Source organism: Paenibacillus radicis (ex Gao et al. 2016), from assembly GCF_014641555.1.
GTDB lineage: Bacteria > Bacillota > Bacilli > Paenibacillales > Paenibacillaceae > Pristimantibacillus > Pristimantibacillus radicis.
The window spans coordinates 680,445-701,804 of sequence record NZ_BMHY01000002.1; the positions used below are offsets into that span (position 1 = coordinate 680,445).

The following is a 21,360-nucleotide window of genomic DNA, read 5'->3' on the forward strand; positions in this document are numbered from 1 at the left end:
TTTCAATCAAGCGCTTTCAAAGGCTGCATGATACAATAATACATAAGAAAACGGATTAAATTCGAAACAGGAGAGGGTGTTCGAGTTTGGCTACATTTAGAATCGGCTTGGTCGGTTTAGGAAATATGGGTACGGGACATGCGAATTATTTGATTGAGGGCGGCATTAAAGGGGCAGAGTTGACTGCCGTAACCGATGTTCGTCCAGAGCGTTTGGCGGAAATTGCAGAGCAATGGGGCGAGCATATCCATCGCTTTGAGTCGCCTGAGGAGATGTTCCGTTCGGGAACGGTCGACGGCGTTATTATCTGTACTCCGCATTATGATCACCCGGCACAGGCGATTTCGGCATTTGAGCACGGACTGCATGTACTGATTGAGAAGCCTGCCGGTGTCTATACGCGCCAAGTGCGCGAGATGAATGAGGCTGCTGCTAAGAGCGGCAAGGTTTTCGGTATTATGTACAATCAGCGGACCAATCCGCTGTATGCGAAGCTGAAGGATCTGATTTCATCAGGCGAGCTGGGCGAGGTACGCCGTACAAACTGGATCATTACCGATTGGTACCGGACGCAAAGCTATTACAATTCCGGCGGCTGGCGTGCAACTTGGGCAGGCGAAGGCGGCGGTGTTCTCATCAATCAAGACCCTCACCAGCTTGATTTGTGGCAATGGACGACTGGCATGATGCCAACCCGTGTACGCGCATTTTGCCAATTCGGCAAGCACCGCGATATTGAGGTGGAGAATGATGTAACCGCCTATGTAGAGTATGAGAATGGAGCAACGGGCGTATTCGTCACGTCTACGTTCGAATCGCCGGGCACTAACCGCTTTGAAGTATCGGGTGACCGCGGCAAGATCGTGATTGAGAATGGCAAGCTCACCTTCTGGCGTCTGCGGACCCCGGAATCCGAATTCAATGCCAACTTCAAGAGCGGCTTCGGGCAGCCGGAATGCTGGAAGTTCGACATTCCAATTCAGCATGGCGGCGGGCAGCATAAGGAAATTACGGAGAACTGGGTGAGCGCAATCGTGAACGGCACACCGCTGCTGGCTCCGGGCGAAGAAGGCATCAAAGGCTTGACGCTGTCAAATGCCATGCTGCTGTCCACTTGGACCGACAGCTGGGTTGACCTTCCGATCGATGAGGATTTGTTCTACGAGAAGCTTCAAGAGCAAATCGCCAAATCGGATTCAGCGAAAAAAGCCGATCATTACGAAACGTTAAGCGTGAAGGGCACGCATTAATAGCTAACATCGAACCCAAGCAAGAAGGCTGTTTCAACACTATGCTGACGGACTCGTGTCGGCACCGGGGAGGAAATTCAAGCAATGTCCACAGCAAACGGAATGAACTATGCACCGCAAGGCAAGCCCCGTCCTGTCGTAAAGGCAGGCGAGTTCCCATTCGCTGCCATGTCGCTTGACCATGGCCATATTTATGGCATGGTTAACGGTTTGCGGGAAGCGGGGGGCACGTTGAAATGGGTTTACGACCCGGACCCTGCGAAGGTAAAGGCATTTCAGGATGCCTACCCGGAAGCGCGAGCGGCCGAGTCGCAGCAGCAGATTTTGCAGGATGCTGAGATCCAATTAGTCGCAGCGGCGGCTGTGCCGAATGAAAGAGGTCCGCTTGGCATTAAAGTGATGGAAAGCGGCAAGCATTATTTTACCGATAAGACGCCGTTTACGACGCTGGAACAGTTGGCTGCAGCCAAGACAGCGGCCAAGGCGACGGGGAAAAAATATGCGGTTTACTATAGCGAACGGCTTCATGTGGAAAGTGCGGAGTTCGCGGGTCAGCTTGTACATGACGGGGCGATAGGCCGAGTTATTCATGTCATGGGGCTGGGCCCTCACCGGCTGAATGCAGCGATGCGTCCGGACTGGTTTTTCCAAAAAGAGAAATATGGCGGTATTCTATGCGATATCGGCAGCCATCAAATCGAACAGTTTCTCTATTATGCGGGCTGCAAGGATGCGGTTGTCCAGCATAGCAAGGTAGCCAACTACAACAATAAAAATTACCCGGAGCTTGAGGATTACGGCGATGCAACACTGGTTGGCGACAACGGTGCGAACAATTATTTCCGCGTAGACTGGTTCACACCGGACGGGCTGTCGGCTTGGGGCGACGGGCGTACGATGATTGTCGGCACGAATGGTTATATCGAGCTGCGTAAATATGTGGATATCGCCCGCAGCGCATCGAAGGACAATTTGTATCTCGTCAACGGGGAAGGCGAATTTAAAATCGATGTGCAGGATAAGGTCGGGTTTCCGTATTTCGGAGCGCTAATTCTGGACTGCTTGAACGGCACGGAGCTGGCGATGACGCAAGAGCATACGTTCAAGGCGGCAGAGCTGTGTTTGCAAGCACAGAAGCAAGCGATCCGGGTGGAATAGCGAAGCGAATACGAGAAGAGGAGAATGCCCAATGAAGCTATCCGTATTTACAGTAGCGACCCCGGAATTGACTCCGGAGGAGCTTGCGGCTGCAGCACGTGAAGCCGGTCTGCACGCAATCGAGTGGCGGTATAAGGATGCGCCGGAGGGCGCGGAAGGGATGCAGCCTTCGTATTGGGGACATAATTTGAGCACGCTGCTGCCATCGGGCGGCGACGCGATGATCGATCGGCTGCGTCAGGCAGCAGAAGCGAGCGGGCTGAAATCGATCAGCGTCACACCTTATCTGCAAGCGGGCGATTTGGAAGCGACGGAAGAAGTATTGAAGGCGGCAAACCGGATGGGTGTGCTATATATCCGTCTCGGGGTGCCGGGCTATGACCGGAGCCGGCCGTTTGGCGAGCTGTTTGAGCTGGCCCGCCGCTATTTGCTCGAATCCGAGCAGCTGTGCAAGAAATATGGCGTCAAAGGGTTGGTTGAGACGCATCATCAGACGATAGCGGCCAGCGCATCTGCAGCATATCGTCTAGTTGAAGGACTCGATCCGAATCATATCGGCGTTCTGTATGATCCTGGCAACATGGTTCATGAAGGCTATGAAAACTACCGGATGGGCATGGAGCTGCTGGGGCCATATTTGGCTCATGTTCATGTGAAAAATGCCAGCTGGAAGGAAGACGGCGTTTCAGAGGACGGCAGCGTTCGCTGGAAGTCGGAGTGGTGCGGGCTGAAGAATGGTGTTGTGCCGTGGAAACAGGTCATCGATGATTTGAAAGCGGTCGGCTATGAAGGCTATCTTGGCGTCGAGGATTTCAGCGGTCAATTCCAGCAGTCTCTGGACATGCTGCGGAATTTCACCGAATATGTGAACGGACTGCTTCAGGAGAGCTAGTCGTATGATGGATTATGGATATCGCTCGGAAGGGCCGATTGAACCGATCTTTCATTCTCATACCAATTACGAGGTATATTACTTTCATGAAGGCCAATGCAACTACTTGATTGGCGACAACATTTTTCATATGGCTCCAGGCGATTTGATCATAATGTATGGCATGACGCTTCATTGCGCCAAAATCGATCCATCCTATCCCTATGTCAGGTCGATCATTCATTTCGATCCCGGGATCGTAAGGCCCTATGCGGAATTGCCGCATGGGGTCAATTTGCTGGAACCCTTCGAGCAGTTGAAAAACTACCGCCTTCGCCTTCGCGGTGAAGATAAGGCGGAGGTAGAACGAATATTGGAGCTGATGCGTGTCTATCAGCTTCGTGAGGATGCGATCGGCGAGAACAGGTTTCGGCTTGCTTTCGTCGATTTGCTCTATTTTATTTTCGGATTATGCGCGTTGCCATTAAAGGAACGGCAGGAGTACTCTTCCGACAAGGAGGCGTCGGTCCAACGCATCATTTCACTTCTGGAACAAAGCTACAAGGACGATCTCCACATGGAGCAGCTTGAGGCGCAGCTTCATATGAGCAAGTCCTATCTCTCGAAGCTGTTCAAGGAAGTGACCGGCGTCACGATTTTTCATTATATATACCGGCGGCGTATTAATGAGGCGAAAATCATGTTTCTGATGGAGCCGGAGCTCTCGGTTACAGAAGTGGCATTCCGATTGGGCTTCAAGCATCTGGCCCATTTCAGCCGCTTGTTCAAACAGTTCGCGGGAATAACACCGGAGCAGTTCAAGCGGGGGAACGGTGAAGTGCGGGCTGTTGAATGAGAAAGGCTGCATGGCCAGCCGATAGGACCCTTTTTCCTGTAAAGGAGAAAGGGTCCTATTCATGCTGCCCTTGTCATACAAATGCTTCAGTTTGCAGGAATGCAATGAGTAGTCGAACCTGCCCGTCTAGCCCGTGGATGGGTTGTTCGGGGTATGGCCCTTTTGGTTCCGGTTAACAGCAGCAGAAGCGGCTACATTGTTCTCTGCTTCGGCCGAGTTGACCCGGAACGCATGCATCTTGCCTTGGAAAGAACGTTTTTTGTTATGAGACATGGACGTTTCCTCCTTATGAAGCGATTGCCCAGACGAGCCGGGACAATTATAGAATGGCCTTTATGGACAGTTAATATCGGGGGTAAAATAAGTATGGATCGCCATTTCAACGGAAACGGGAAGTGATGTTTAATGAAATATGAACTTGGTCCTTGCTTGCTGGCCTTCCGATTGTCGGAAGCCGGAATAACGGTAGCGCAATTGGCGCAATTGCTGCAGTATAAGCCGGAGAGGCTTTTTGATTACATAGAAAACAAAAGAGTGATGCCTTTAAAAACGGCGATTGCCGTAGCCGACACCTTAGGCTGCCGTGAACGTGATCTTTATGAGCTAAAACCATACTAAAAAAATCTGTTGCAAAAACTAATGACATTAGTTAATATAAAACTAACGATATTAGTTTATTAAAGAAGGTGGTTAGCTATTGTGCGAATGACAAAGTCCAATCTGGTTTATCAGCTTACCTACTTGCCTAATATATTCCCGGTTAATTGTTACCTTATTGAAGAAGAGGATGGCCTTACATTAGTGGATGCTGCCCTCCCCAACAATGCGGAGGCGATTATGAAAGCGGCCGAAACGATCGGCAAGCCGATCGTCCGTATCGTATTGACGCATGCGCACAGTGATCATATCGGCGCTTTGGATCCGCTCAAGAGCCGCCTTCCCGAAGTGAAGGTTTATATATCCGCAAGAGACGCTCGGCTATTGGCAGGAGATGTCTCGCTTGACCCGGGTGAATCACAGCTTCCGATCAAAGGCGGAGTGCCTAAGCCGGGAGCGATTAAGACTGTGCCTGACGTACTGCTGCAGGAAGGGGACCGGATCGGATCGCTGCTGGCCATCTCGACACCGGGGCACACGCCAGGCTCTATGTCTTTCCTGGATACGCGCAGCCAGACGCTAATAGCGGGAGATGCGCTTCAATTGCGGGGAGGCATCGCGGTAAGCGGACAGCTTAAACCGTGGTTTCCGTTCCCGGCTCTAGCTACCTGGAACAAGCAAGCGTCGCTGGAGAGCGTTCGTAAGCTGCTGACTTATAAGCCTGCTTTATTAGCCGTCGGGCACGGGAATATGCTGCCTGACCCAATCGCGGCTTTAACAAAGGCAATTGCGACAGCCGAGCGGAAACTCACTTAAACATTACTGCAGGCAGAGAAGTACATTTCAATGAATAGAGGGGGATCTTATAGATGTCGCCACGACAAGGATTGGATCAGCAAACGATATTGCAAGCAGCGGCAGAAATAGCGGATGAGCGGGGGCTGCAGGAAGTAACGATGGCGCTGTTGTCGCAAAAGCTTGGCGTTCGCTCGCCATCGCTGTACAACCATGTGGAAAGTTTAAGCGGCTTGCGCTTCAAGCTCACGCTTCACGGGTTGAAATGCTTGAATGAAAAGATGCTTCGGTCGGCATTTGGCCGATCGGGTGACGATGCGGTATTTGCTTGTGCGAAAGCCTATATCGAATTTGCGAGGGAGCATCCCGGCCTGTATGAAGCTACGCTTGCCTCGCAAATTCATACGGATGATCCGGAGTGGAAAGCTTTAAGCAATGAACTGGTTCAGCAATTGATTGAGCTTTTGCGGGCTTATGATCTGGAGTATGAGGAAGCGATTCACCTCGTCCGCGGCTTGCGCAGCATTTTACACGGCTTTGCTTCATTAGAAAGAGCGGGAGGCTTCGGCATGCCGATCCATCTCGACGACAGCATTAACCGGGTGCTTAGCGTTTATTTGCGCGGCATTCATGTCGACAAGAAATAAATGCCTCTCTTTTCCGTCATATAACGTCACTCCTCTGCAGTAAGTATAAGAAGCAGAATGACTTATATCGATTGGAAAAGGGAGGCGTTTTGCCGTGAACAATTTGCCGCGAAATTCATTACTTTCGCTTGGAGGGCTGCTTTTCCCGATTATTGTACATGGCATCCATATGCTGCTGCCGCTTCTCGCAACGAGCGGGGCGACGCTTACGAGCAGTATCCATAAACACCAGAACGGCGGACAAAGTTTGCAGGACCCGTTCATGGACGGCTTAATTCTCGGTATTACGGTTATATCCACGTTATTTACGATCTGGTACCTATATCGGATTTGGACGCGCAAGGACTGCAGCCGCACTGCGGCATGGAGTTACACGGCTATATCGGTGTTCTGCTTTGGACTTATCCTATTTCTTATGTAATAAGTTTTGAAATAGCCAAATCATGTTCGTAAAATTGCTGTTGCACGTCCTGCCTTTCTCTGTTCTAATGGAGTCAAAACATATCACCTGACGAACGGATGGATTAGTAGGATGGAGACCAAAGGCAGCATTCACAGATTCGGCATGAACATGACGCCGCGCGTCTGGCACAACTCCAAAATCGATTTTGGAGCCTCGATTATTTTTAGCCTTTTTAATGTCGTTTTCAATCAATTTTTCGTCGCTTTCGCCCTTCAACAGGGGGCAAGCTCACTCCAAGTCGGGGTGCTGTCGGCGGCTCCGGCCATCGGGCTGCTATTCTCTCCTCTATGTGCAAGCTGGATCGAGAAGACCGGCAATCCCAAGCCTTTCGTTATGATACCGAATGCGATCGGCAGGCTGCTGCTTTTGCTGCCGGCCTTTTTCGCTTTTCCTTCCGTATATGTGGCAACGGCGCTAGCTATCCAATTGCTGATGGGGATACAAGCGCCAGCTTACGCATCGCTCGTATCCAGTATGTACCCTACCGAGGTGAGAGGGCGGCTGATGGGCTATGTCCGTGTTGCCATGGGCATGCTGATGATTCCGCTGGCTTACCTGGTCGGAAGCTGGGCGGACGCTGCCGGCCCCCGTTTCCCGTTAATTTGTGCGGCTGTAGCTGGCTTTGCTTCCATACTGCTGTTCAACACGGTGAAAATGCCGAAGAAACCCGCGGTAAAACCTATAGGTCCGCCAAAACGATTTTCATTTGCCGAGCAATGGAGGCTTGTAAAAGGCAATCGGCTGCTTGCCGTTATGCTTGGCGCAACGATGCTGGCAGGCTTCGGCAATATGCTCTCTAATCCGCTTTATCAAATTATTCAGGTCGAGGTGCTGGAACTCAGCAATTCGCAAATCGGCTTTGCCCGCGTCTCGTATTTTACGGCGCTGCTGCTGACGTATTTAATTGCCGGCTGGGCCATCGACCGTTTCAATATGAAATACGTTCTATTATGCGGTATTGCCGCCTACGCCATCGTCCCGATGCTTTACGGCTTTTGGGGCACCTATTCAGCCGTCCTGCTGGGCAACGGCATTCAAGGAATCGGCGAGGCGATTTGGGATATCGGCATTCTCTCCTTTATTTTCAGGCTTGCTCCGGGAAGAGAGGCTGCGGTCTTCGGCATTCATCTGATGCTGTTCGGCATTCGCGGTTCCATCGGCCCGCTGCTCGGCGCGGGCTTGTACGACAGCCTGGAGCTCCCGCTGCTGCTTGGAACAGCATCCGCCTGCGGATGGATCGGCACGATGATCTTTATTATCGGCAACCGCAATAAGAAAAAGGTCTCTATTCCGGCCAAGGCACCATCGCTATAGCGTTACTCGTTCTCGCGTTCATATGTCATTCATATTGCTTTGGTACAATCACTCCGCGATACCACTCGTTGCGACGATCCCCTGTCGTTCAACAAAGAGGAAAGGCGGTAGTGAAATGCAAATGAATAAATGGAAGCTGCTGCTTAGTGCAGCGGTTATTACAGCGGCTTTAAGCGGCTGCGGGGCAAATGCGCAAACGGACGAGCCTGTAACTGCTGCTGTCGGCGAGCTGCCGGACCAACAGCGTCCCGGAGGCATGATGCTGGGCGGGACGTTAGGGAAGATTAAATCGATTGATGGACAAAGTATTACGATGTTTGTCTCCTCGTTCCAGCCCGGCAATCGAAACGGCGGCGGTTTAGACGGAAGCGGTACTGGCGGAGGCAGAGGAGGCCAGCAGGGCGAAAGGCCGCAGCGTCAAGACGGGCAAGCTCCTTCGGAAGGCGGTATGAATTTTGAAGACATGTTCACCGATGAGACGACGGTAATTACGGTTACGGATGAGACAAAAATCGTTGCGACAACTTTCGAGAACAATGAGCGGAAGGAAACGGAGCAATCATTGTCGGATCTGAAGGCGGACGACGTCATTACGGTCACGCTAAAGGAAGGAACGCAGGAAGCTGAATCGATCCGGCTCGGCGGCTTTGGCGGCGGAGGCATGATGGGTGGCGGCCGCCCGCAAGGACAGCAAGGTGACGGAACGGCAGAGCAGCCTGCGCAATAGCCCCAGAAAAAACAGATAAGGCCTAGATTTACAAGAACAGCGGTTAGGTTGCCGCTTCTTGCAAGTCTAGGCCTTTCTCTCCTTATAAGGGACCATGGATTAATACAACGAAATCGTCAAAGTATCTTTTTCGTACAAGGAATGAAGCGTAGCTTCACTGCCGTTAATCTCGACGCTAATCAGCGAGAGAATACAATTCTTCAGCGCGTTTTTTCCGGTTTGAAGTTTGCGTGTAAGCACGTCCGTTAGCTTGTCTATCGCTTTTTTGTTCGTATCGGTCAGGTAGACGGGAATCGTTTTGTTATTGAACATTAGTGTCGTTTTCATCATTGTTCCTCCACTCTATATTTGGAATTATGTTTTACGCCGTCTGGCGCAAGATGGCTTTAGAAACGGTTTTACTTCTATACGGTCATAATAGTAAAAAAGTTTCGGCAGCCTGTGACAAACTTTTATGTGATTGTGATTATTCAAATTGCAGTTTATCTGATTGTATTGTACACGATAAAGATTAATCATTTCTTAAAAATAAATTAGATTTTGGTTACAAAATGATGTCTAGGCCAGTCTCCGCCCTATTTTCTTGCCGATTTGGACGAAATGACCGGTTTTTTCTAGGAGGAATGCCGTTGCCGGGGGATGAATGACAACGGTTATGAAGTTGAAATACCCCCAGATGACAGCCTTGAAACAGTCCAGAAAAAAATATTTGAGTCCACATTGTAAGGACTGAAAATGTATAAGGATTGCGCGGGTTTGTATACTAATGAAGGCTGTTTCCCCAGCCCCTTGCTCTTATTTATGGAAAGCCGGTATCATTGGGCTTGAAAAATCCCCTTAAAAATTAGGAAATGACAAAATCGCATATAAAAAGAGTAATAAATCACCTATTTTTTGCAGGAATAGAGTTTTATAATGAAAGACGAAAGCAAAAACAAACAGATTTTAATCGAAGTAAGGAGTGTATACGCATGGGAAAATTTCCAATCGGTCTGCAATTGTATACGTTGCGCGATGCAACAAGCGAAGACTTTGAAGGAACGCTGCGCAAAGTAGCGGCATTGGGCTATGAAGGTGTCGAATTTGCCGGCTACGGCGATATTGAAGCGGAAAAAATGCGCGATCTGCTGGAAGAGCTTGGACTGAAAGCAATCGGCAGCCATGTCGGACTTCATCTGCTCGAGGAGCGGATCGATGAAGAAATCGCTTATCTGAAAACGATCGGCGCCAAGTATGCGAGCATTCCTTGGTTGAACGAAGACCAACGGAGCGCTGAAGCTTGGGCGACCCATTTCGTCAAATTTGAGGAATATGGTAAGCGTTTCCGGGATGCAGGCATTCAACTTCTTTATCATAACCATGACTTTGAATTCGAAGTTTCGATTGACGGCCAATTCGTGTTCGACGCGCTCTATGAGCGTATCGGCTCCGATTTGCTGAAGGTTGAAATGGATATCGGCTGGGTTCAATATGCTGGACAGGACCCGCTCGAATATATCGCTAAATATGCGGGCAAATTGCCGCTTCTTCATCTGAAAGACTACCGCAAAACCGAGCAAGGCATCGATACAGTTGAGCTTGGCCGCGGCGAGTTGCCTTTGTTGCCAATTATCGATAAAGCGTCGGTATCCGGCGTAGAGTGGATTATCGTGGAGCAAGACAACTGTGCGAATCCGCCGCTTGAAGCTGTAGCGGAAAGCATTCAGTGGCTGAAAGACAACTATTTGAACAAATAATTTTATTTTAAAGGGGCAGGGGAAAATTATGAGTAAAGTAAGAGTAGCGGTTATTGGCTGCGGTTCGATTTCGAAGCACCGTCACATTCCAGAGTATGTTTCCAACGAGAATGTTGAGCTAGTTGCATTCGTCGATCCTGTAATTGAACGGGCTCAAGGTTATGCCGAGCAGCATGGCGGCAAAGCATTCGCCGATTATGAAACGATGCTGGCTGAAATTAAGCCGGATGCAGTTAGCGTATGTACGCCAAATGCAACTCACGCTGAAATTTCGATCGCAGCTGCAAAAGCAGGCGCGCATGTATTGGTTGAAAAACCGATGGCATCGACGGACGAAGAAGCGGCAGCTATGATCGAAGCGGCAGCAAGCAACGGTGTGAAGCTGATGGTAGGACATAACCAGCGTTTTATACCTGCCCACGTAAAAGCGAAGCAAATTTTGAAATCCGGCGTTCTGGGCAAAGTGCTGACATTCAGAACTTCCTTCGGCCACCCGGGTCCGGACGGCTGGAGCATCGACGGTGCAGGCAGCTGGTTCTTCCGTAAGAATGAAGCAATCATGGGCGCTATGGGCGATCTTGGCGTGCACAAATCCGACCTGATCCGCTGGCTGCTTGATGACGAAGCGGCTGAAGTTGCAGCATTCATCGCAACTTTGGACAAACCGGGAGATGTCGACGACAACGCTTCTGTACTTGTTCGTATGAAAGGCGGCTCCATCGGTACGCTGGTTGCGAGCTGGACGTACTACAAAGGCGAAGACAACAGCACGGTTCTCTGGTGCGAGAAGGGCGTAATGAAGATCGGCACGGATCCAGAAGATCAAGTTATCGTCGAGCTGCGCAACGGAACCGTTGAGAAGCATAAAGTGGGCGCGATCTCTACGAACGAGAAGCAGCTTGCCAGCGGCGTAATCGATGCTTACATCGATGCGATCGTAAACGACACAACGCCTGAAGTAACTGGTGAAGAAGGCCGTAAATCGCTTGCTGTTATTTTGAGCGCATTTGAATCGCAAGCTTCGGGCAAATTTGTCGAAGTGAAATAAATAGGTCTTAATCTCTCATACCTGCGACGGACTGAAAAATCCATCGCAGGTATTACTTTTAATTTAGTATTCTGTATTGTATAATAGTAAACAGTAGAGCATAGAGGGGCGTTGCGGATGAATGTGCAATTCAAGAAAGGCGTGCTCGAGGTCTGTGTACTCGTTCTTGCCTCAAGCGAAGACCGGTACGGCTACGAGCTCGCAGTGAAAATATCGGAGAAATTCGAAGTGGCTGTCGGCAGCGTATACCCGCTGCTCAATCGGTTGACGCAAGAAGGCTATTTCTCCACGTATTTGAAGGAGTCGACAGAAGGACCCCCGCGCAAGTATTATCGGTTGACGGAACAGGGCTGGCATCATATGCGCTTACTCATCAAGGAATGGTCCTCTTTCACAAGTGCAGTAAATGAAATTATTGAGGAAGGAATGAGACTGTGAGCAGCATAACGAGAGAGAGTTATATGAAGGAATTGGAGAGTCTGCTGCAGAAAGTGCCGGAGCCGCTGCGCAAGGAATGGCTGTATGACTACTACATTCATTTTCAACAGGCTTACGAGAACGGACAAACGGAGCAAGAGGCAGCGGCTGAGCTTGGAGATCCGCGGCTGATTGCGAATGAGCTACTGCTCAGCTACCGTGTCGCACAAGCCGAATCGAAAAACAATGTCGGCAATTTGTCTAGAGCGGTATTTGCAACGGCAGGAATGGGATTGTTTAATTTAATATTCGTCCTTGGGCCGTATATCGGAATAGCAGGCGTATTGTTCTCGTTATGGGGGACTACAGCGGCACTCGCTCTGGCAGGTGTAGCTACCGTCATCGACAGCCTCTGGAACGGAACGTTCTCCATCGGCCAGGCGGTATCACTAGGCATTATCTGCATATCGTTATCGATGCTGCTGGCAATTGGAATGCTCAAGCTGACGAGAATGTTTTTCGCAGCCACTTTAAAATATTTGCAATTCAATACGCGTGTTATTAGGGGGGCAGGCAAATGAGGAAATGGGTCGCCAGCGCTTTAATCCTATTAGGAATTGGAATCATCGGTGTCTTTCTGACGTTTGACCGCGACGAGATGTGGAACTTTGGTACAGAGCCCTATTCGAAAAGTGAGACGATCGATGCGAGCTCCGCCCGCAATATAGCAATTGAGACAAAGTCGTTGAACGTCAACGTCGTCAGAGGCACACAGAAAGAGGTCGTTGTCCGTCTGGAAGGCCGGGCAAGTGCGAAATACGCCGATCGCTTCGATATGGATGTTGAACAGTCGGGCGATACGCTGCACATTATAGGCAAATACAAGGATGCCCTCACGATTGGTTTTAACTTCGAGAACATCAAGCTCATTGTTGAGCTGCCGGAAAAGGCGTGGGATCAATTCGAAGTGAAGTCTGCCAGCGGCAATATTCGTTTAGCAGATATTCAAGCAAGCCAGCTTGAATTGGCGAACAGTTCCGGCAATATAAAGGTAGAGGATTATGCGGTTACACAGCTTAATTTCGCTATAGGGAGCGGTAATATCGTATTAGAGGATGGTACCGGCGAGATCAAAGGGGATACGAGAAGCGGTAATGTTCATATTGATTCGGAACAAATCTTAAATCCAATAACACTGAAAGTCCGCAGCGGCAACGTCAAAATAGAGAGCGAGAACGAGCCGGAATCCGCAAAAATTCAGTTCCGTACAGGTTCTGGCAACAGTAAAGTGAAATGGAGTCAGTTCAGCACAGTGAATAGTAATGACGGTGGGCTGGACGGCGTTGTTGGTTCCGGCAGCGGGAATATCGTGATCGATGTTGAAACGCGCTCCGGCAATTTGCGGATTCAATAAATAATGCAGCATGTAAGAAGCGGTTCCTGCGGTCATCATGGATGATCGGGAATCGCTTCTTTTGCGATTATGGCTTGGCTTGTTTACACTTGTACATCCGTAAAATGCTGTTGTAAGGCGGTTGAAACGCTTGAAAACGCTTTCTGAACGGATTCTAATCTTGCACATATGCTATACGCCGCGTATAGCAAGTTGAGATGCGTTTCGTTCAAGCTAGACGCAATAATAAGCTCAAATTACAAAAATGAGCGCATTCTCATAAAGGTGCAAAACTGCCGATTAAGCCTATGAAAACGCGCTTTTTACCAGTTTTTGAGCCGTGAAACCCCCTGAAGGCCATGTTACGATAGGTTGCGTCAGGAAGCACAGCAATCCACAATTTGCAAATCCATTGCAAAAAAAACATACAACCTTGAGGAGGATGATTTACATGAAGATGCAAACATTACGAGTGGGTGTCGCAAGCTTAGCAGCAGCAGCTTTGATTAGCGTAGGGGTAACGACTCCAACTGCAGGTGCAGCACCGGCTGTGAAAACAAACTCCAATGTCATTACTATTAATCAAGATTTTATCAATCAAATCGCGAAGCAATACGGTATTGATTTGAACAAAATTAATTTCGGCGGCATTACAATTAAGTTCCCAACGAACGGCGGAGACACGAACGGCAATTCAGGTTCGACGACGAAGCCGGGAACAGGCAACAGCGGTTCGGGTTCGACAACGAAACCAGGAACAGGCAACAGCGGTTCGGGTTCGACAACGAAGCCGGGAACAGGCAACAGCGGTTCGGGTTCGACAACGAAGCCGGGAACAGGCAACAGCGGTTCGGGTTCGACAACGAAGCCGGGAACAGGCAACAGCGGTTCGGGTTCGACAACACAACCTGGCACAGGTAATAATGGCTCCGCATCGATTTCTCAGTTCCAACAGCAAGTAGTCGATTTGGTTAATCAAGAACGTTCCAAAGCGGGATTGTCTCCATTGGCTGTAGACAGCTTATTGACTAAAGTTGCAACGGAAAAAGCAAGAGACATGGACGTGAACCATTACTTCAGCCATACGTCCCCAACTTACGGATCTCCATTTGATATGATGAAGCAATTTGGCGTGACTTATTCCTATGCTGGTGAGAACATCGCTGCTGGTCAAAGAACGCCGCAAGAAGTCATGACAGCTTGGATGAACAGCCCGGGTCACCGTGCGAACATTCTGAACGCTAATTACAAAAAAATCGGCGTTGGTTATGTCAATAACCAATGGGTACAAGAGTTCACTGGCTAATTTAATTGAGCATGGGCGTCATGCTGAATACATGGCGCCTTTCTTTTTATACGACATATAACGATTAGGGAATACCCTGTACTTAAAATACAAGTCAGGCTGTCATACAGGCCGGACATTAGGAGGATATATTTTGAAAAAATCCGCCATTACAGCAGCAGTTCTAGGTTTATCGCTTATGCTTGCCGCAGCTCCAGCTCATGCAGCAACAGAAACTTCTACTCATACAATCAAAGAAGGCGATACCTTATGGAAGCTGTCTCAACAATATAAAGTTAACTTCGAACAGCTGGTGAAAGCCAATGCGAAGCTTGATCCGCAAAATTTGGCTATCGGTTCTAAAGTTGTTATTTCTGCCGCAACCGAGAAGAAGGCAAGCAAGCCAAGCGCGAAATCGGAAGCAGCGAGCCAATCGGTAAAGGCGCAATCGGTTACAGCAAGCAATGGTACTGTCCATGCCTTCAGCGACAAGCTGCAAGTGAAAGCGACGGCTTATAGCGCTGCCGCTTCTGAGAACGGCAAATGGGGAGCTGTCGATTACTTCGGCAATCCGTTGAAGGTGGGGACGATTGCAGTCGATCCGAACCTGATTCCGCTCGGTACGAAGGTTTATGTGACTGGCTACAGCCACGACGGCCTGCCAAGCGGCGGTATGATTGCTACTGCTTCCGATATGGGCGGGGCAATTAAAGGGAACCGTATTGACATCTTTGTTCCTGGCAGCTCGTCGCAAGCCAGCACATTCGGTATTCAAGATGTGAATGTTTATATTTTGAAATAGTTTTCGGAATAGGAAAAAGGCGCGGAAGCTCTTGCTGGACAAGAGCTTCCGCGCCTTTTATTATTTTTGGTTTTTGTAGGCGGTCTTGCCGAGCAGCTCAGGCAAGGTGACGAATTCATAACCTTTTTGCCTGAGTGAAGAAATTAATCGCGGAAGCGCATTGACGGTTCCCGACAAATCTTGACTGGAGCCCCCGCCGGCATGCTGCAATATAATAGATCCGGGCTGAAGCGTTCTTCTTATGTTGCGTAACACGGTTTCTGTAGAAGGATTGTTTCGCCAGTCTACGGAATCGACATCCCAATTCACGACTACAAACTCGTTCTTTTTGGCCCAAGCCACCTGCGAAGGAAGGATTTCACCGTAAGGCGGCCGTATGTAGCGCGGATGATAGCCAATAATGCCGTGTATGATGGCATCTGTACGGCTTATTTGTTTACGGAAGTCTTCTTTGGACAGCTTGGACATTACGGCATGGTTATAGGAATGATTACCGACAGCATGGCATTCACGGTTCATCCGCCTTACAAGCTCCGGTTTTTGTGCGGCTCTAGAGCCAACCACGAAAAAAGTGGCGCATACATCGTATTTAGCCAATACATCCAATACCGCAGGCGTAAACCTTGAATCTGGCGCATCATCAAAGGTTAACGCTACTCTCTTCTTGTTCCGGGGACCGTTAATGACAAATGTGCCAGGAAACTGCTTTTGCAGCTTTGTCCAAGACATGTCTGCTTTACGCGGCTTCGATTTTTCTTTCTTTTTTGTTTTTTCATCCATTTCTGCTTCGATCTTCGCTTGATAGGAGACGGAGGCTGCTGCTGCACTCCCGGAGTTGCATAATTGGAGAGGAATGAGGATTGCCGTTGCCAATAGAACTAGGCACGAATATTTTTTGAAGTTGGAAGCCCGATCCAACGCCATCGTATGTATGTACCTCCCTTTATGAGCCTGCTTTGTTTCAGTTCATCAGAATACTGTCCGGCTATTGTTCCACCATGTCTCTCTTTCATTCATAAAGAGCAATAAGAAAGACCATCGTCTAGGGAAGACGATGGTCTTAGTTGAGACAAGTTTTATTTCATCTTGAAGACTTGAATTGTACGCTGCAATTGTGTTGCCATTTGCAGCATGCGCTCCGTCTCGACGACAACATCCTGTACGGACGAGATTTGCTCATTCATGGATGCGGATACTTGCTCCGTTCCAGCGGCGGACTGTTGAGTGATGGAAGAAATATTTTGAATCGCGTCGGAAATTTTTCTTGCGCTGTCCAGCATCGCATCACTTTCGTTAGCAAAAGCAGCAATCTGTTTCGTAATAAATTGTACGCTTTGTACGATTTCTACAAATACCTGCTCCGATTCACGAATGCGTTCAGTCTGCAGCTGTACGACTTCTTCATTGATTTTCATATTATCAATCGTATGCTTGATTCCTTGGTCGATGCTTTTTACCAAGTTGAATACTTGCTTAGTTGAAGATGTCGATTCCTCAGCCAGCTTGCGGACTTCTTGAGCAACGACAGCGAAACCTCGGCCGTGCTCGCCTGCCCGAGCCGCTTCAATGGATGCGTTCAGGGAAAGCAGATTAGTTTGCTCCGCAATGTCCGAGATCGTCTTCGTAATGGCAGAGATACCTTGCGCTTTGCGTGCCAGCTCAGTAATCGTCTCTGATACATTGGCTGTAGCTTCGACGTTGCGGCGCATCCCTTCGGATTGCACTTCCAGCGCTTGACGGCCTTTATCGACTAGTTGAAGTGTCAGCTCAGAACGTTCATTCATTTCCTTCGTGGATTGCGCATAGCCTGCAACCATTTTCTCAATCTCTACAATAGAGTCGCTCATATCCGAGACATCCTCGGATATTTCATTAGCCCCCGTAGCAAGCTCATTCGAAGAGGCTGCCACTTGCTCCATCGCTTCTTTAATATGGGTATTGCGCTCAAAGATGCTTCTGCTTGTTTCCGAGACATGCTTGGTAATGCTGGAGGTTTCGGTTAAAATGTCGCGAAGCTTGTCGATCATGCTGTTGAAGGCATGGCCGAGTTCTCCTAATGAGGCATTGGAAGTATCGATTTTTTGTGTAAAGTCGCCTTTGGAAATACGGAATGCGGCAGTGGACATATCCTCGTAAGCGCCGCTTAAGGAGCGCTCAATGAAGGCGATGAGCGGATAAGCAGCTGCAGCTAAGATGACCGCAACGATTATTCCCGCTACTACAGATCCGCCGGTAAACGAAAGCACTAGGACCATAGCAATGGTAAACAGCGCCAAAGTAAAGTAAGTCGAAATCAATAGCTTATTACGTACCGATAACGAATAGTACCATTGGATCATTATGTAAGCGCTCCTTTTAATTTAATATCCATATTATAGCACCGGTATGTCGATTGGTCTATAAATGAATGCCGTCAAATTTTCAATAATAATGGTGATTTCTGACGAGTAATGCTGTAAGACGATAACGTTTTTTATCGAATTATGCAATTTTTATTATTTACTATATTGTAAATTAATTGAAGGGGACATATAATCATACTTGAGAACTAGTTGTAAACATAAGGTTTAATTATAGAAAGGAGGAAAATTAGTATGAATATGGATGCTATGCCGTTGGCAAGGCAAGTCGATTTCGTATTTAAACAGCTGGAGGAAGAGCTGGTGAATTCACCTTCGGGTACCGTAATGATTCATATCCGTAACAATGCAATCGGAAAATTTGGCCTCCGCCAGAACCCGATCGAAAGCAAAAACGGGAGTTTTGAGAAGCGGGAGCGGGGGATGACACCTACGCAAGTACAAGCTTTTCGGAAAATGGCTATTGATGCTTTGCAGTTCAGACGCAATTGGACACATGGGGAAATAATGTATGATTTCGCTGTCAGGCCGAGTTCGGGGACTTGGTCGGCTAGCATCTGTTACGAGTCCAATTACAATACGTCGAATTGGAGCTATCGTTATCAGCCAAAAGCTCCATCTATGCGCGAGAATTACCGAGATAATATGGAATCCTAGTGGAAGAGAAGGCAAAAAGGACCGCTGATCCTAATCAGCGGTCCTTTTTGCTGTCATCTGGTTCTCTAATATGGTCTTGGCCGTGATCATGCGTATGCTGGTGAAAGGCGTGATCGTTGGCTGAGGTGGAGCTCGGCAGCAGATAGCCTAAAAGCAAAGGCAGCAAAAACAGTCCGTAAATGAGCAGGCTTTTAATTCCGCCGCTTGCATGAGAATGACCTTCATGCCCGTGCTCATGCTCGTGATGTTCGTGTTTATGCCCGTGATGATGGTCGTGCCCGCATTCACAGTCGATGACGGAATGCGTAGGGTCTGGCCGGAGTGCTTCATACGCTTGGTGAATAGCAGCTGCCAGCAAGCCAAGCGAGGAAAGCTTTACGTAAAGCTCCATACTGGGCTCTACGAACGAAGAAAGCTGCCCGGTATGATGAAAGTAGGCAATCAGCATCGCGAAGCCAGATAGCAATGCCGCTCTTATCCAGCGGTCATTCATAGCAATACCTCCATAAGCCAGGCTCCCGCCAAAACCAGGGTAAAGGTCAACGCAATGAGCGCGGCTACGATTTTGAGCTTAAAGGCGGAAAGCAGCATCATCGTATTTTTCAAATCGATCATCGGTCCAAAGACAAGGAAAGCCAGCAGCGGACCTGTACCGAATATGCCGTTGAAGGAAGCGGCGATAAAAGCGTCGGAAGTGGAGCACAGAGACAGCAGGAAAGCGAAGCCCATCATGAACAGATAGGAGAATAAGGGCTGATCGGCGACGGCGATAAGGACGCTTTTATTAATAAAGGTCTGAATGACTGCCGTTAGCATGGCACCGAAAATTAAATATTTGCCCATCTCGAAAAATTCGTCGGCGGCGTGTCCAAGCGTTGCTGACAATCGGGAACCCCAGCCATAGCGGACTGAATGGGATGTTTCCGAAGGTCCATGATGATCGGCTCCTTCATGGATAAATACCGATTTATGCTCTTCTTTAAGCGGGTTGGAACGCATGAAGCGATAGAAAAGCAATCCGATTATGACGGATATGACAAAAGCTAGTCCGATCCGGGAGTACGCGATGATTGGCGCTGAACGAAAGGCCGAATAAGTGGAAGTAAATACAATAGGATTGACGATTGGTCCAGCGACCAAGTAGACAATTCCGATATAGGCCGGCATTCCTTTCCGGATCAGACGGCGAACGACGGGAATCATGCCGCATTCGCATAACGGGAACAACAAGCCGAGAAGAGCGCCAAACAGGATACCAACAACAGGGTTGCGAGGGGTAAACTTTCGAATCATATCGTCGGTTACGAATACTTGCAGCAGCGCTGAGAACAAAACACCAAGCAAAATAAACGGGAAAGTTTCTAATATAAGGGATAGAAACAACGTTTTAAAGGTTTGCAAATTAGGATCGTGAAGCAGTGTTTTCGACCAGGGCTGGTTCGTAATCAAGAGCGACAACATAATGAGACAGCCTACACCAAGCAGCGGAGGCCCGAATTTTAAAACGAATTTAGTCATAGAACGACTCCTCTGAACCGGTGCGAATTAATTATTAATCAGTCTATGCGGGAGGAGAAGAGATAGGACAACTTTATCGGATATACGAATTTGGATAATTTTTCATATCCCTTGACTTTCCTTCTTGGGAAGGTATAATCGTTGTAAATGCGATGATGGGAATAAGTAGGCATAGGTGTTGATGCGTCCAGAGAGCCGGTGGTTGGTGCGAACCGGTGCAAGCCTAATGACTGAATGGATCCCGGAGCGGAGAGCGGAAAGCGGTATGATCGGTACCGTCTATGCTTATCCGGTTGTTCTCCGTTACGGAACAAATGAAGGCTTTTGCCAGTAGACGCTAACCACCGATTAGGCAGCGATACAGCAATAGCGAATTAGGGTGGCACCACGGTCCCTCGTCCCTTGCGGCGGGGGATTTTCTGCGTTTATAAACAGGTATGAACAGTGATTAAAAGTTTAAAAGGAGTCGATAACGATGGGTAGAGTATTGTCAGGCATTCAGCCAAGCGGTCAGCTTACGCTGGGGAACTATATCGGAGCGATGCAAAATTTCGTCAAGCTGCAGCATACAGAGGAATGCTTCTTCATGGTCGTGGATCTTCATGCGATAACAGTGCCGCAGGAGCCGGCTAATTTGCGCGAGCAAACGGAAGCGGTAGCGGCATTGTTTATTGCGGCAGGGATCGATCCGTCCAAAGCGAATGTGTTCGTACAATCACATGTTCCCGCGCATGCGGAGCTGGGATGGTTGTTGACGACGCTCACAAATATGGGCGAGCTTGAGCGGATGACACAATTCAAAGACAAGTCTGCTGGCAAGGATTCCGTTGGCGCCGGGCTATTTGTCTATCCGTCACTGATGGCGGCCGATATTCTTGTCTATAATTCGAATCTTGTGCCGGTAGGCGAGGACCAGAAGCAGCATCTGGAGCTTACTCGTGATTTGGCGCAACGCTTTAACTTCCGCTTTGGCGAATATTTCACAATTCCGGAACCTTATATGCCGAAAGTAGGCGCGCGGATTATGTCTTTGGACGATGCCAGCAAGAAGATGAGCAAGAGCAATCCGAACGCAGGAAGCTTCATTGCGCTGCTTGATCCGCCGGATGTCGTTCGTAAAAAAATTAGCCGTGCAACGACGGATTCGGGACGTGAGGTTAAATACGATCCTGCGAATAAACCGGAGATTAGCAATCTGATGAGCATCTACTCGCATTGCGCAAATTTGCCGATGCAAGAGATTGAAGCCCGTTACGAAGGGCAGGGCTATGGTCCGTTCAAAAAAGATTTGGCGGAGCACGTTGTCGCGGTGCTGGAGCCGCTGCAAACGAGGTACAATGAAATTCGCAGCTCCGGGGAAATTCATAACATTCTGAAGCAAGGCGCCGAGCGGGCAGCCGTTATCGCAAACCGTACGGTCGCCGAAGTAAAAGAAAGAATGGGCTTTATCGCCCCTAGATAGTGAA

At 48.9% G+C, this 21,360-nt stretch carries 25 protein-coding genes and 1 other annotated feature; of the genes, 19 read left to right on the plus strand and 6 right to left on the minus strand.

Features of this window, described 5'->3' with window-relative positions:
* Nucleotides 1-86 precede the first annotated feature (86 nt).
* The 4 genes from IEX98_RS08525 (at nucleotide 87) to IEX98_RS08540 (ending at nucleotide 4,135) form a co-directional block, all read left to right on the plus strand.
* A complete protein-coding gene (locus tag IEX98_RS08525; protein ID WP_188888470.1) occupies nucleotides 87-1,250 on the plus strand; it encodes a Gfo/Idh/MocA family protein in 1,164 nt (387 codons plus the stop codon).
* A gap of 84 nt (nucleotides 1,251-1,334) precedes the next feature.
* Nucleotides 1,335-2,408: a Gfo/Idh/MocA family protein gene (locus tag IEX98_RS08530; RefSeq protein ID WP_188888471.1), complete on the plus strand. Its 1,074-nt coding sequence runs from the start codon at nucleotides 1,335-1,337 to the stop codon at nucleotides 2,406-2,408.
* A 31-nt stretch (nucleotides 2,409-2,439) separates the two neighbouring features.
* Nucleotides 2,440-3,300, plus strand: coding sequence for a sugar phosphate isomerase/epimerase family protein (locus IEX98_RS08535; RefSeq protein ID WP_188888472.1), 861 nt, complete (start codon nucleotides 2,440-2,442; stop codon nucleotides 3,298-3,300).
* A 4-nt stretch (nucleotides 3,301-3,304) separates the two neighbouring features.
* Nucleotides 3,305-4,135: a helix-turn-helix transcriptional regulator gene (locus IEX98_RS08540; protein WP_188888473.1), complete on the plus strand. Its 831-nt coding sequence runs from the start codon at nucleotides 3,305-3,307 to the stop codon at nucleotides 4,133-4,135.
* A 126-nt stretch (nucleotides 4,136-4,261) separates the two neighbouring features.
* On the opposite strand, the gene IEX98_RS08545 is transcribed toward IEX98_RS08540, so the two are convergent.
* Nucleotides 4,262-4,408, minus strand: a complete 147-nt coding sequence (locus tag IEX98_RS08545; RefSeq protein ID WP_188888474.1) for a hypothetical protein — start codon at nucleotides 4,406-4,408, stop codon at nucleotides 4,262-4,264.
* A gap of 132 nt (nucleotides 4,409-4,540) precedes the next feature.
* On the opposite strand from IEX98_RS08545, the gene IEX98_RS08550 reads away from it, so the two are divergent.
* The 6 genes from IEX98_RS08550 (at nucleotide 4,541) to IEX98_RS08575 (ending at nucleotide 8,678) form a co-directional block, all read left to right on the plus strand.
* The gene (locus IEX98_RS08550; protein WP_188888475.1) at nucleotides 4,541-4,753 is read left to right on the plus strand and encodes a helix-turn-helix domain-containing protein; all 213 of its coding nucleotides are present in this window, start codon (nucleotides 4,541-4,543) and stop codon (nucleotides 4,751-4,753) included.
* Between the two features lie 81 nt (nucleotides 4,754-4,834).
* The gene (locus IEX98_RS08555) at nucleotides 4,835-5,548 is read left to right on the plus strand and encodes an MBL fold metallo-hydrolase (protein ID WP_374705327.1); all 714 of its coding nucleotides are present in this window, start codon (nucleotides 4,835-4,837) and stop codon (nucleotides 5,546-5,548) included.
* A gap of 53 nt (nucleotides 5,549-5,601) precedes the next feature.
* Complete coding sequence (locus IEX98_RS08560) at nucleotides 5,602-6,174, plus strand: TetR/AcrR family transcriptional regulator (protein WP_188888476.1); 573 nt, start codon at nucleotides 5,602-5,604, stop codon at nucleotides 6,172-6,174.
* 94 nt (nucleotides 6,175-6,268) lie between these two features.
* Nucleotides 6,269-6,595, plus strand: a complete 327-nt coding sequence (locus tag IEX98_RS08565) for a hypothetical protein (protein WP_188888477.1) — start codon at nucleotides 6,269-6,271, stop codon at nucleotides 6,593-6,595.
* 111 nt (nucleotides 6,596-6,706) lie between these two features.
* Nucleotides 6,707-7,951: an MFS transporter gene (locus tag IEX98_RS08570; protein ID WP_188888478.1), complete on the plus strand. Its 1,245-nt coding sequence runs from the start codon at nucleotides 6,707-6,709 to the stop codon at nucleotides 7,949-7,951.
* A 115-nt stretch (nucleotides 7,952-8,066) separates the two neighbouring features.
* Nucleotides 8,067-8,678 (plus strand): hypothetical protein, encoded by a 612-nt coding sequence (locus tag IEX98_RS08575; RefSeq protein WP_188888479.1) that lies wholly within the window; start codon nucleotides 8,067-8,069, stop codon nucleotides 8,676-8,678.
* Nucleotides 8,679-8,777: 99 nt separating this feature from the next.
* Here IEX98_RS08575 and IEX98_RS08580 read toward each other — a convergent pair whose 3' ends face one another.
* Nucleotides 8,778-9,005, minus strand: coding sequence for a 3-dehydroquinate dehydratase (locus IEX98_RS08580; protein WP_188888571.1), 228 nt, complete (start codon nucleotides 9,003-9,005; stop codon nucleotides 8,778-8,780).
* A gap of 644 nt (nucleotides 9,006-9,649) precedes the next feature.
* Between IEX98_RS08580 and IEX98_RS08585 the strand changes: the two genes are divergently transcribed.
* From IEX98_RS08585 to IEX98_RS08615, 7 genes are all read left to right on the plus strand, one after another.
* Nucleotides 9,650-10,414 (plus strand): sugar phosphate isomerase/epimerase family protein, encoded by a 765-nt coding sequence (locus IEX98_RS08585; RefSeq protein ID WP_188888480.1) that lies wholly within the window; start codon nucleotides 9,650-9,652, stop codon nucleotides 10,412-10,414.
* Nucleotides 10,415-10,442: 28 nt separating this feature from the next.
* The gene (locus IEX98_RS08590; RefSeq protein ID WP_188888481.1) at nucleotides 10,443-11,462 is read left to right on the plus strand and encodes a Gfo/Idh/MocA family protein; all 1,020 of its coding nucleotides are present in this window, start codon (nucleotides 10,443-10,445) and stop codon (nucleotides 11,460-11,462) included.
* A gap of 117 nt (nucleotides 11,463-11,579) precedes the next feature.
* On the plus strand, nucleotides 11,580-11,900 hold the full coding sequence (locus tag IEX98_RS08595; protein WP_188888482.1) for a PadR family transcriptional regulator: 321 nt from the start codon (nucleotides 11,580-11,582) through the stop codon (nucleotides 11,898-11,900).
* Nucleotides 11,897-12,460, plus strand: coding sequence for an HAAS signaling domain-containing protein (locus tag IEX98_RS08600; RefSeq protein ID WP_188888483.1), 564 nt, complete (start codon nucleotides 11,897-11,899; stop codon nucleotides 12,458-12,460). The genes IEX98_RS08595 and IEX98_RS08600 overlap by 4 nt, the downstream gene beginning before the upstream one ends.
* A complete protein-coding gene (locus IEX98_RS08605; RefSeq protein WP_188888484.1) occupies nucleotides 12,457-13,293 on the plus strand; it encodes a DUF4097 family beta strand repeat-containing protein in 837 nt (278 codons plus the stop codon). Before IEX98_RS08600 ends, IEX98_RS08605 begins: the two co-directional genes overlap by 4 nt.
* Nucleotides 13,294-13,723: 430 nt before the next feature.
* On the plus strand, nucleotides 13,724-14,578 hold the full coding sequence (locus IEX98_RS08610; protein ID WP_188888485.1) for a CAP domain-containing protein: 855 nt from the start codon (nucleotides 13,724-13,726) through the stop codon (nucleotides 14,576-14,578).
* A 133-nt stretch (nucleotides 14,579-14,711) separates the two neighbouring features.
* On the plus strand, nucleotides 14,712-15,359 hold the full coding sequence (locus IEX98_RS08615) for a 3D domain-containing protein (protein WP_308421763.1): 648 nt from the start codon (nucleotides 14,712-14,714) through the stop codon (nucleotides 15,357-15,359).
* A 60-nt stretch (nucleotides 15,360-15,419) separates the two neighbouring features.
* On the opposite strand, the gene IEX98_RS08620 is transcribed toward IEX98_RS08615, so the two are convergent.
* Together IEX98_RS08620 and IEX98_RS08625 are read right to left on the minus strand one after the other, a co-directional pair.
* Entirely contained in the window at nucleotides 15,420-16,283 is an 864-nt protein-coding gene (locus IEX98_RS08620; RefSeq protein WP_188888486.1) for a polysaccharide deacetylase family protein, read from the minus strand.
* Nucleotides 16,284-16,435: 152 nt separating this feature from the next.
* On the minus strand, nucleotides 16,436-17,695 hold the full coding sequence (locus tag IEX98_RS08625) for a methyl-accepting chemotaxis protein (RefSeq protein ID WP_374705332.1): 1,260 nt from the start codon (nucleotides 17,693-17,695) through the stop codon (nucleotides 16,436-16,438).
* A 258-nt stretch (nucleotides 17,696-17,953) separates the two neighbouring features.
* On the opposite strand from IEX98_RS08625, the gene IEX98_RS08630 reads away from it, so the two are divergent.
* The gene (locus IEX98_RS08630) at nucleotides 17,954-18,376 is read left to right on the plus strand and encodes an O-methyltransferase (RefSeq protein WP_188888488.1); all 423 of its coding nucleotides are present in this window, start codon (nucleotides 17,954-17,956) and stop codon (nucleotides 18,374-18,376) included.
* A gap of 34 nt (nucleotides 18,377-18,410) precedes the next feature.
* On the opposite strand, the gene IEX98_RS08635 is transcribed toward IEX98_RS08630, so the two are convergent.
* Complete coding sequence (locus tag IEX98_RS08635; protein WP_188888489.1) at nucleotides 18,411-18,869, minus strand: DUF1980 domain-containing protein; 459 nt, start codon at nucleotides 18,867-18,869, stop codon at nucleotides 18,411-18,413.
* Nucleotides 18,866-19,894: a permease gene (locus IEX98_RS08640; RefSeq protein WP_188888490.1), complete on the minus strand. Its 1,029-nt coding sequence runs from the start codon at nucleotides 19,892-19,894 to the stop codon at nucleotides 18,866-18,868. The genes IEX98_RS08635 and IEX98_RS08640 overlap by 4 nt, the downstream gene beginning before the upstream one ends.
* A 143-nt stretch (nucleotides 19,895-20,037) precedes the next feature.
* Nucleotides 20,038-20,300, plus strand: a binding site (T-box leader).
* 69 nt (nucleotides 20,301-20,369) lie between these two features.
* Here IEX98_RS08640 and trpS point away from each other — a divergent pair.
* The gene (gene trpS / locus IEX98_RS08645) at nucleotides 20,370-21,356 is read left to right on the plus strand and encodes a tryptophan--tRNA ligase (protein WP_188888491.1); all 987 of its coding nucleotides are present in this window, start codon (nucleotides 20,370-20,372) and stop codon (nucleotides 21,354-21,356) included.
* Nucleotides 21,357-21,360: the final 4 nt, after the last annotated feature.

Bases quoted from the DNA above. Each gene is read 5' to 3' on its own strand.
- IEX98_RS08635 (WP_188888489.1), bottom strand. From the start codon at position 18,869: ATGAATGACCGCTGGATAAGAGCGGCATTGCTATCTGGCTTCGCGATG.
- IEX98_RS08540 (WP_188888473.1), top strand. From the start codon at position 3,305: ATGATGGATTATGGATATCGCTCGGAAGGGCCGATTGAACCGATCTTT.
- IEX98_RS08580 (WP_188888571.1), bottom strand. From the start codon at position 9,005: ATGAAAACGACACTAATGTTCAATAACAAAACGATTCCCGTCTACCTG.
- IEX98_RS08530 (WP_188888471.1), top strand. From the start codon at position 1,335: ATGTCCACAGCAAACGGAATGAACTATGCACCGCAAGGCAAGCCCCGT.
- IEX98_RS08550 (WP_188888475.1), top strand. From the start codon at position 4,541: ATGAAATATGAACTTGGTCCTTGCTTGCTGGCCTTCCGATTGTCGGAA.
- IEX98_RS08570 (WP_188888478.1), top strand. From the start codon at position 6,707: ATGGAGACCAAAGGCAGCATTCACAGATTCGGCATGAACATGACGCCG.
- IEX98_RS08535 (WP_188888472.1), top strand. From the start codon at position 2,440: ATGAAGCTATCCGTATTTACAGTAGCGACCCCGGAATTGACTCCGGAG.
- IEX98_RS08575 (WP_188888479.1), top strand. From the start codon at position 8,067: ATGCAAATGAATAAATGGAAGCTGCTGCTTAGTGCAGCGGTTATTACA.
- trpS (WP_188888491.1), top strand. From the start codon at position 20,370: ATGGGTAGAGTATTGTCAGGCATTCAGCCAAGCGGTCAGCTTACGCTG.
- IEX98_RS08640 (WP_188888490.1), bottom strand. From the start codon at position 19,894: ATGACTAAATTCGTTTTAAAATTCGGGCCTCCGCTGCTTGGTGTAGGC.
- IEX98_RS08630 (WP_188888488.1), top strand. From the start codon at position 17,954: ATGAATATGGATGCTATGCCGTTGGCAAGGCAAGTCGATTTCGTATTT.
- IEX98_RS08595 (WP_188888482.1), top strand. From the start codon at position 11,580: ATGAATGTGCAATTCAAGAAAGGCGTGCTCGAGGTCTGTGTACTCGTT.
- IEX98_RS08610 (WP_188888485.1), top strand. From the start codon at position 13,724: ATGAAGATGCAAACATTACGAGTGGGTGTCGCAAGCTTAGCAGCAGCA.
- IEX98_RS08620 (WP_188888486.1), bottom strand. From the start codon at position 16,283: ATGGCGTTGGATCGGGCTTCCAACTTCAAAAAATATTCGTGCCTAGTT.
- IEX98_RS08605 (WP_188888484.1), top strand. From the start codon at position 12,457: ATGAGGAAATGGGTCGCCAGCGCTTTAATCCTATTAGGAATTGGAATC.
- IEX98_RS08585 (WP_188888480.1), top strand. From the start codon at position 9,650: ATGGGAAAATTTCCAATCGGTCTGCAATTGTATACGTTGCGCGATGCA.
- IEX98_RS08545 (WP_188888474.1), bottom strand. From the start codon at position 4,408: ATGTCTCATAACAAAAAACGTTCTTTCCAAGGCAAGATGCATGCGTTC.
- IEX98_RS08590 (WP_188888481.1), top strand. From the start codon at position 10,443: ATGAGTAAAGTAAGAGTAGCGGTTATTGGCTGCGGTTCGATTTCGAAG.
- IEX98_RS08560 (WP_188888476.1), top strand. From the start codon at position 5,602: ATGTCGCCACGACAAGGATTGGATCAGCAAACGATATTGCAAGCAGCG.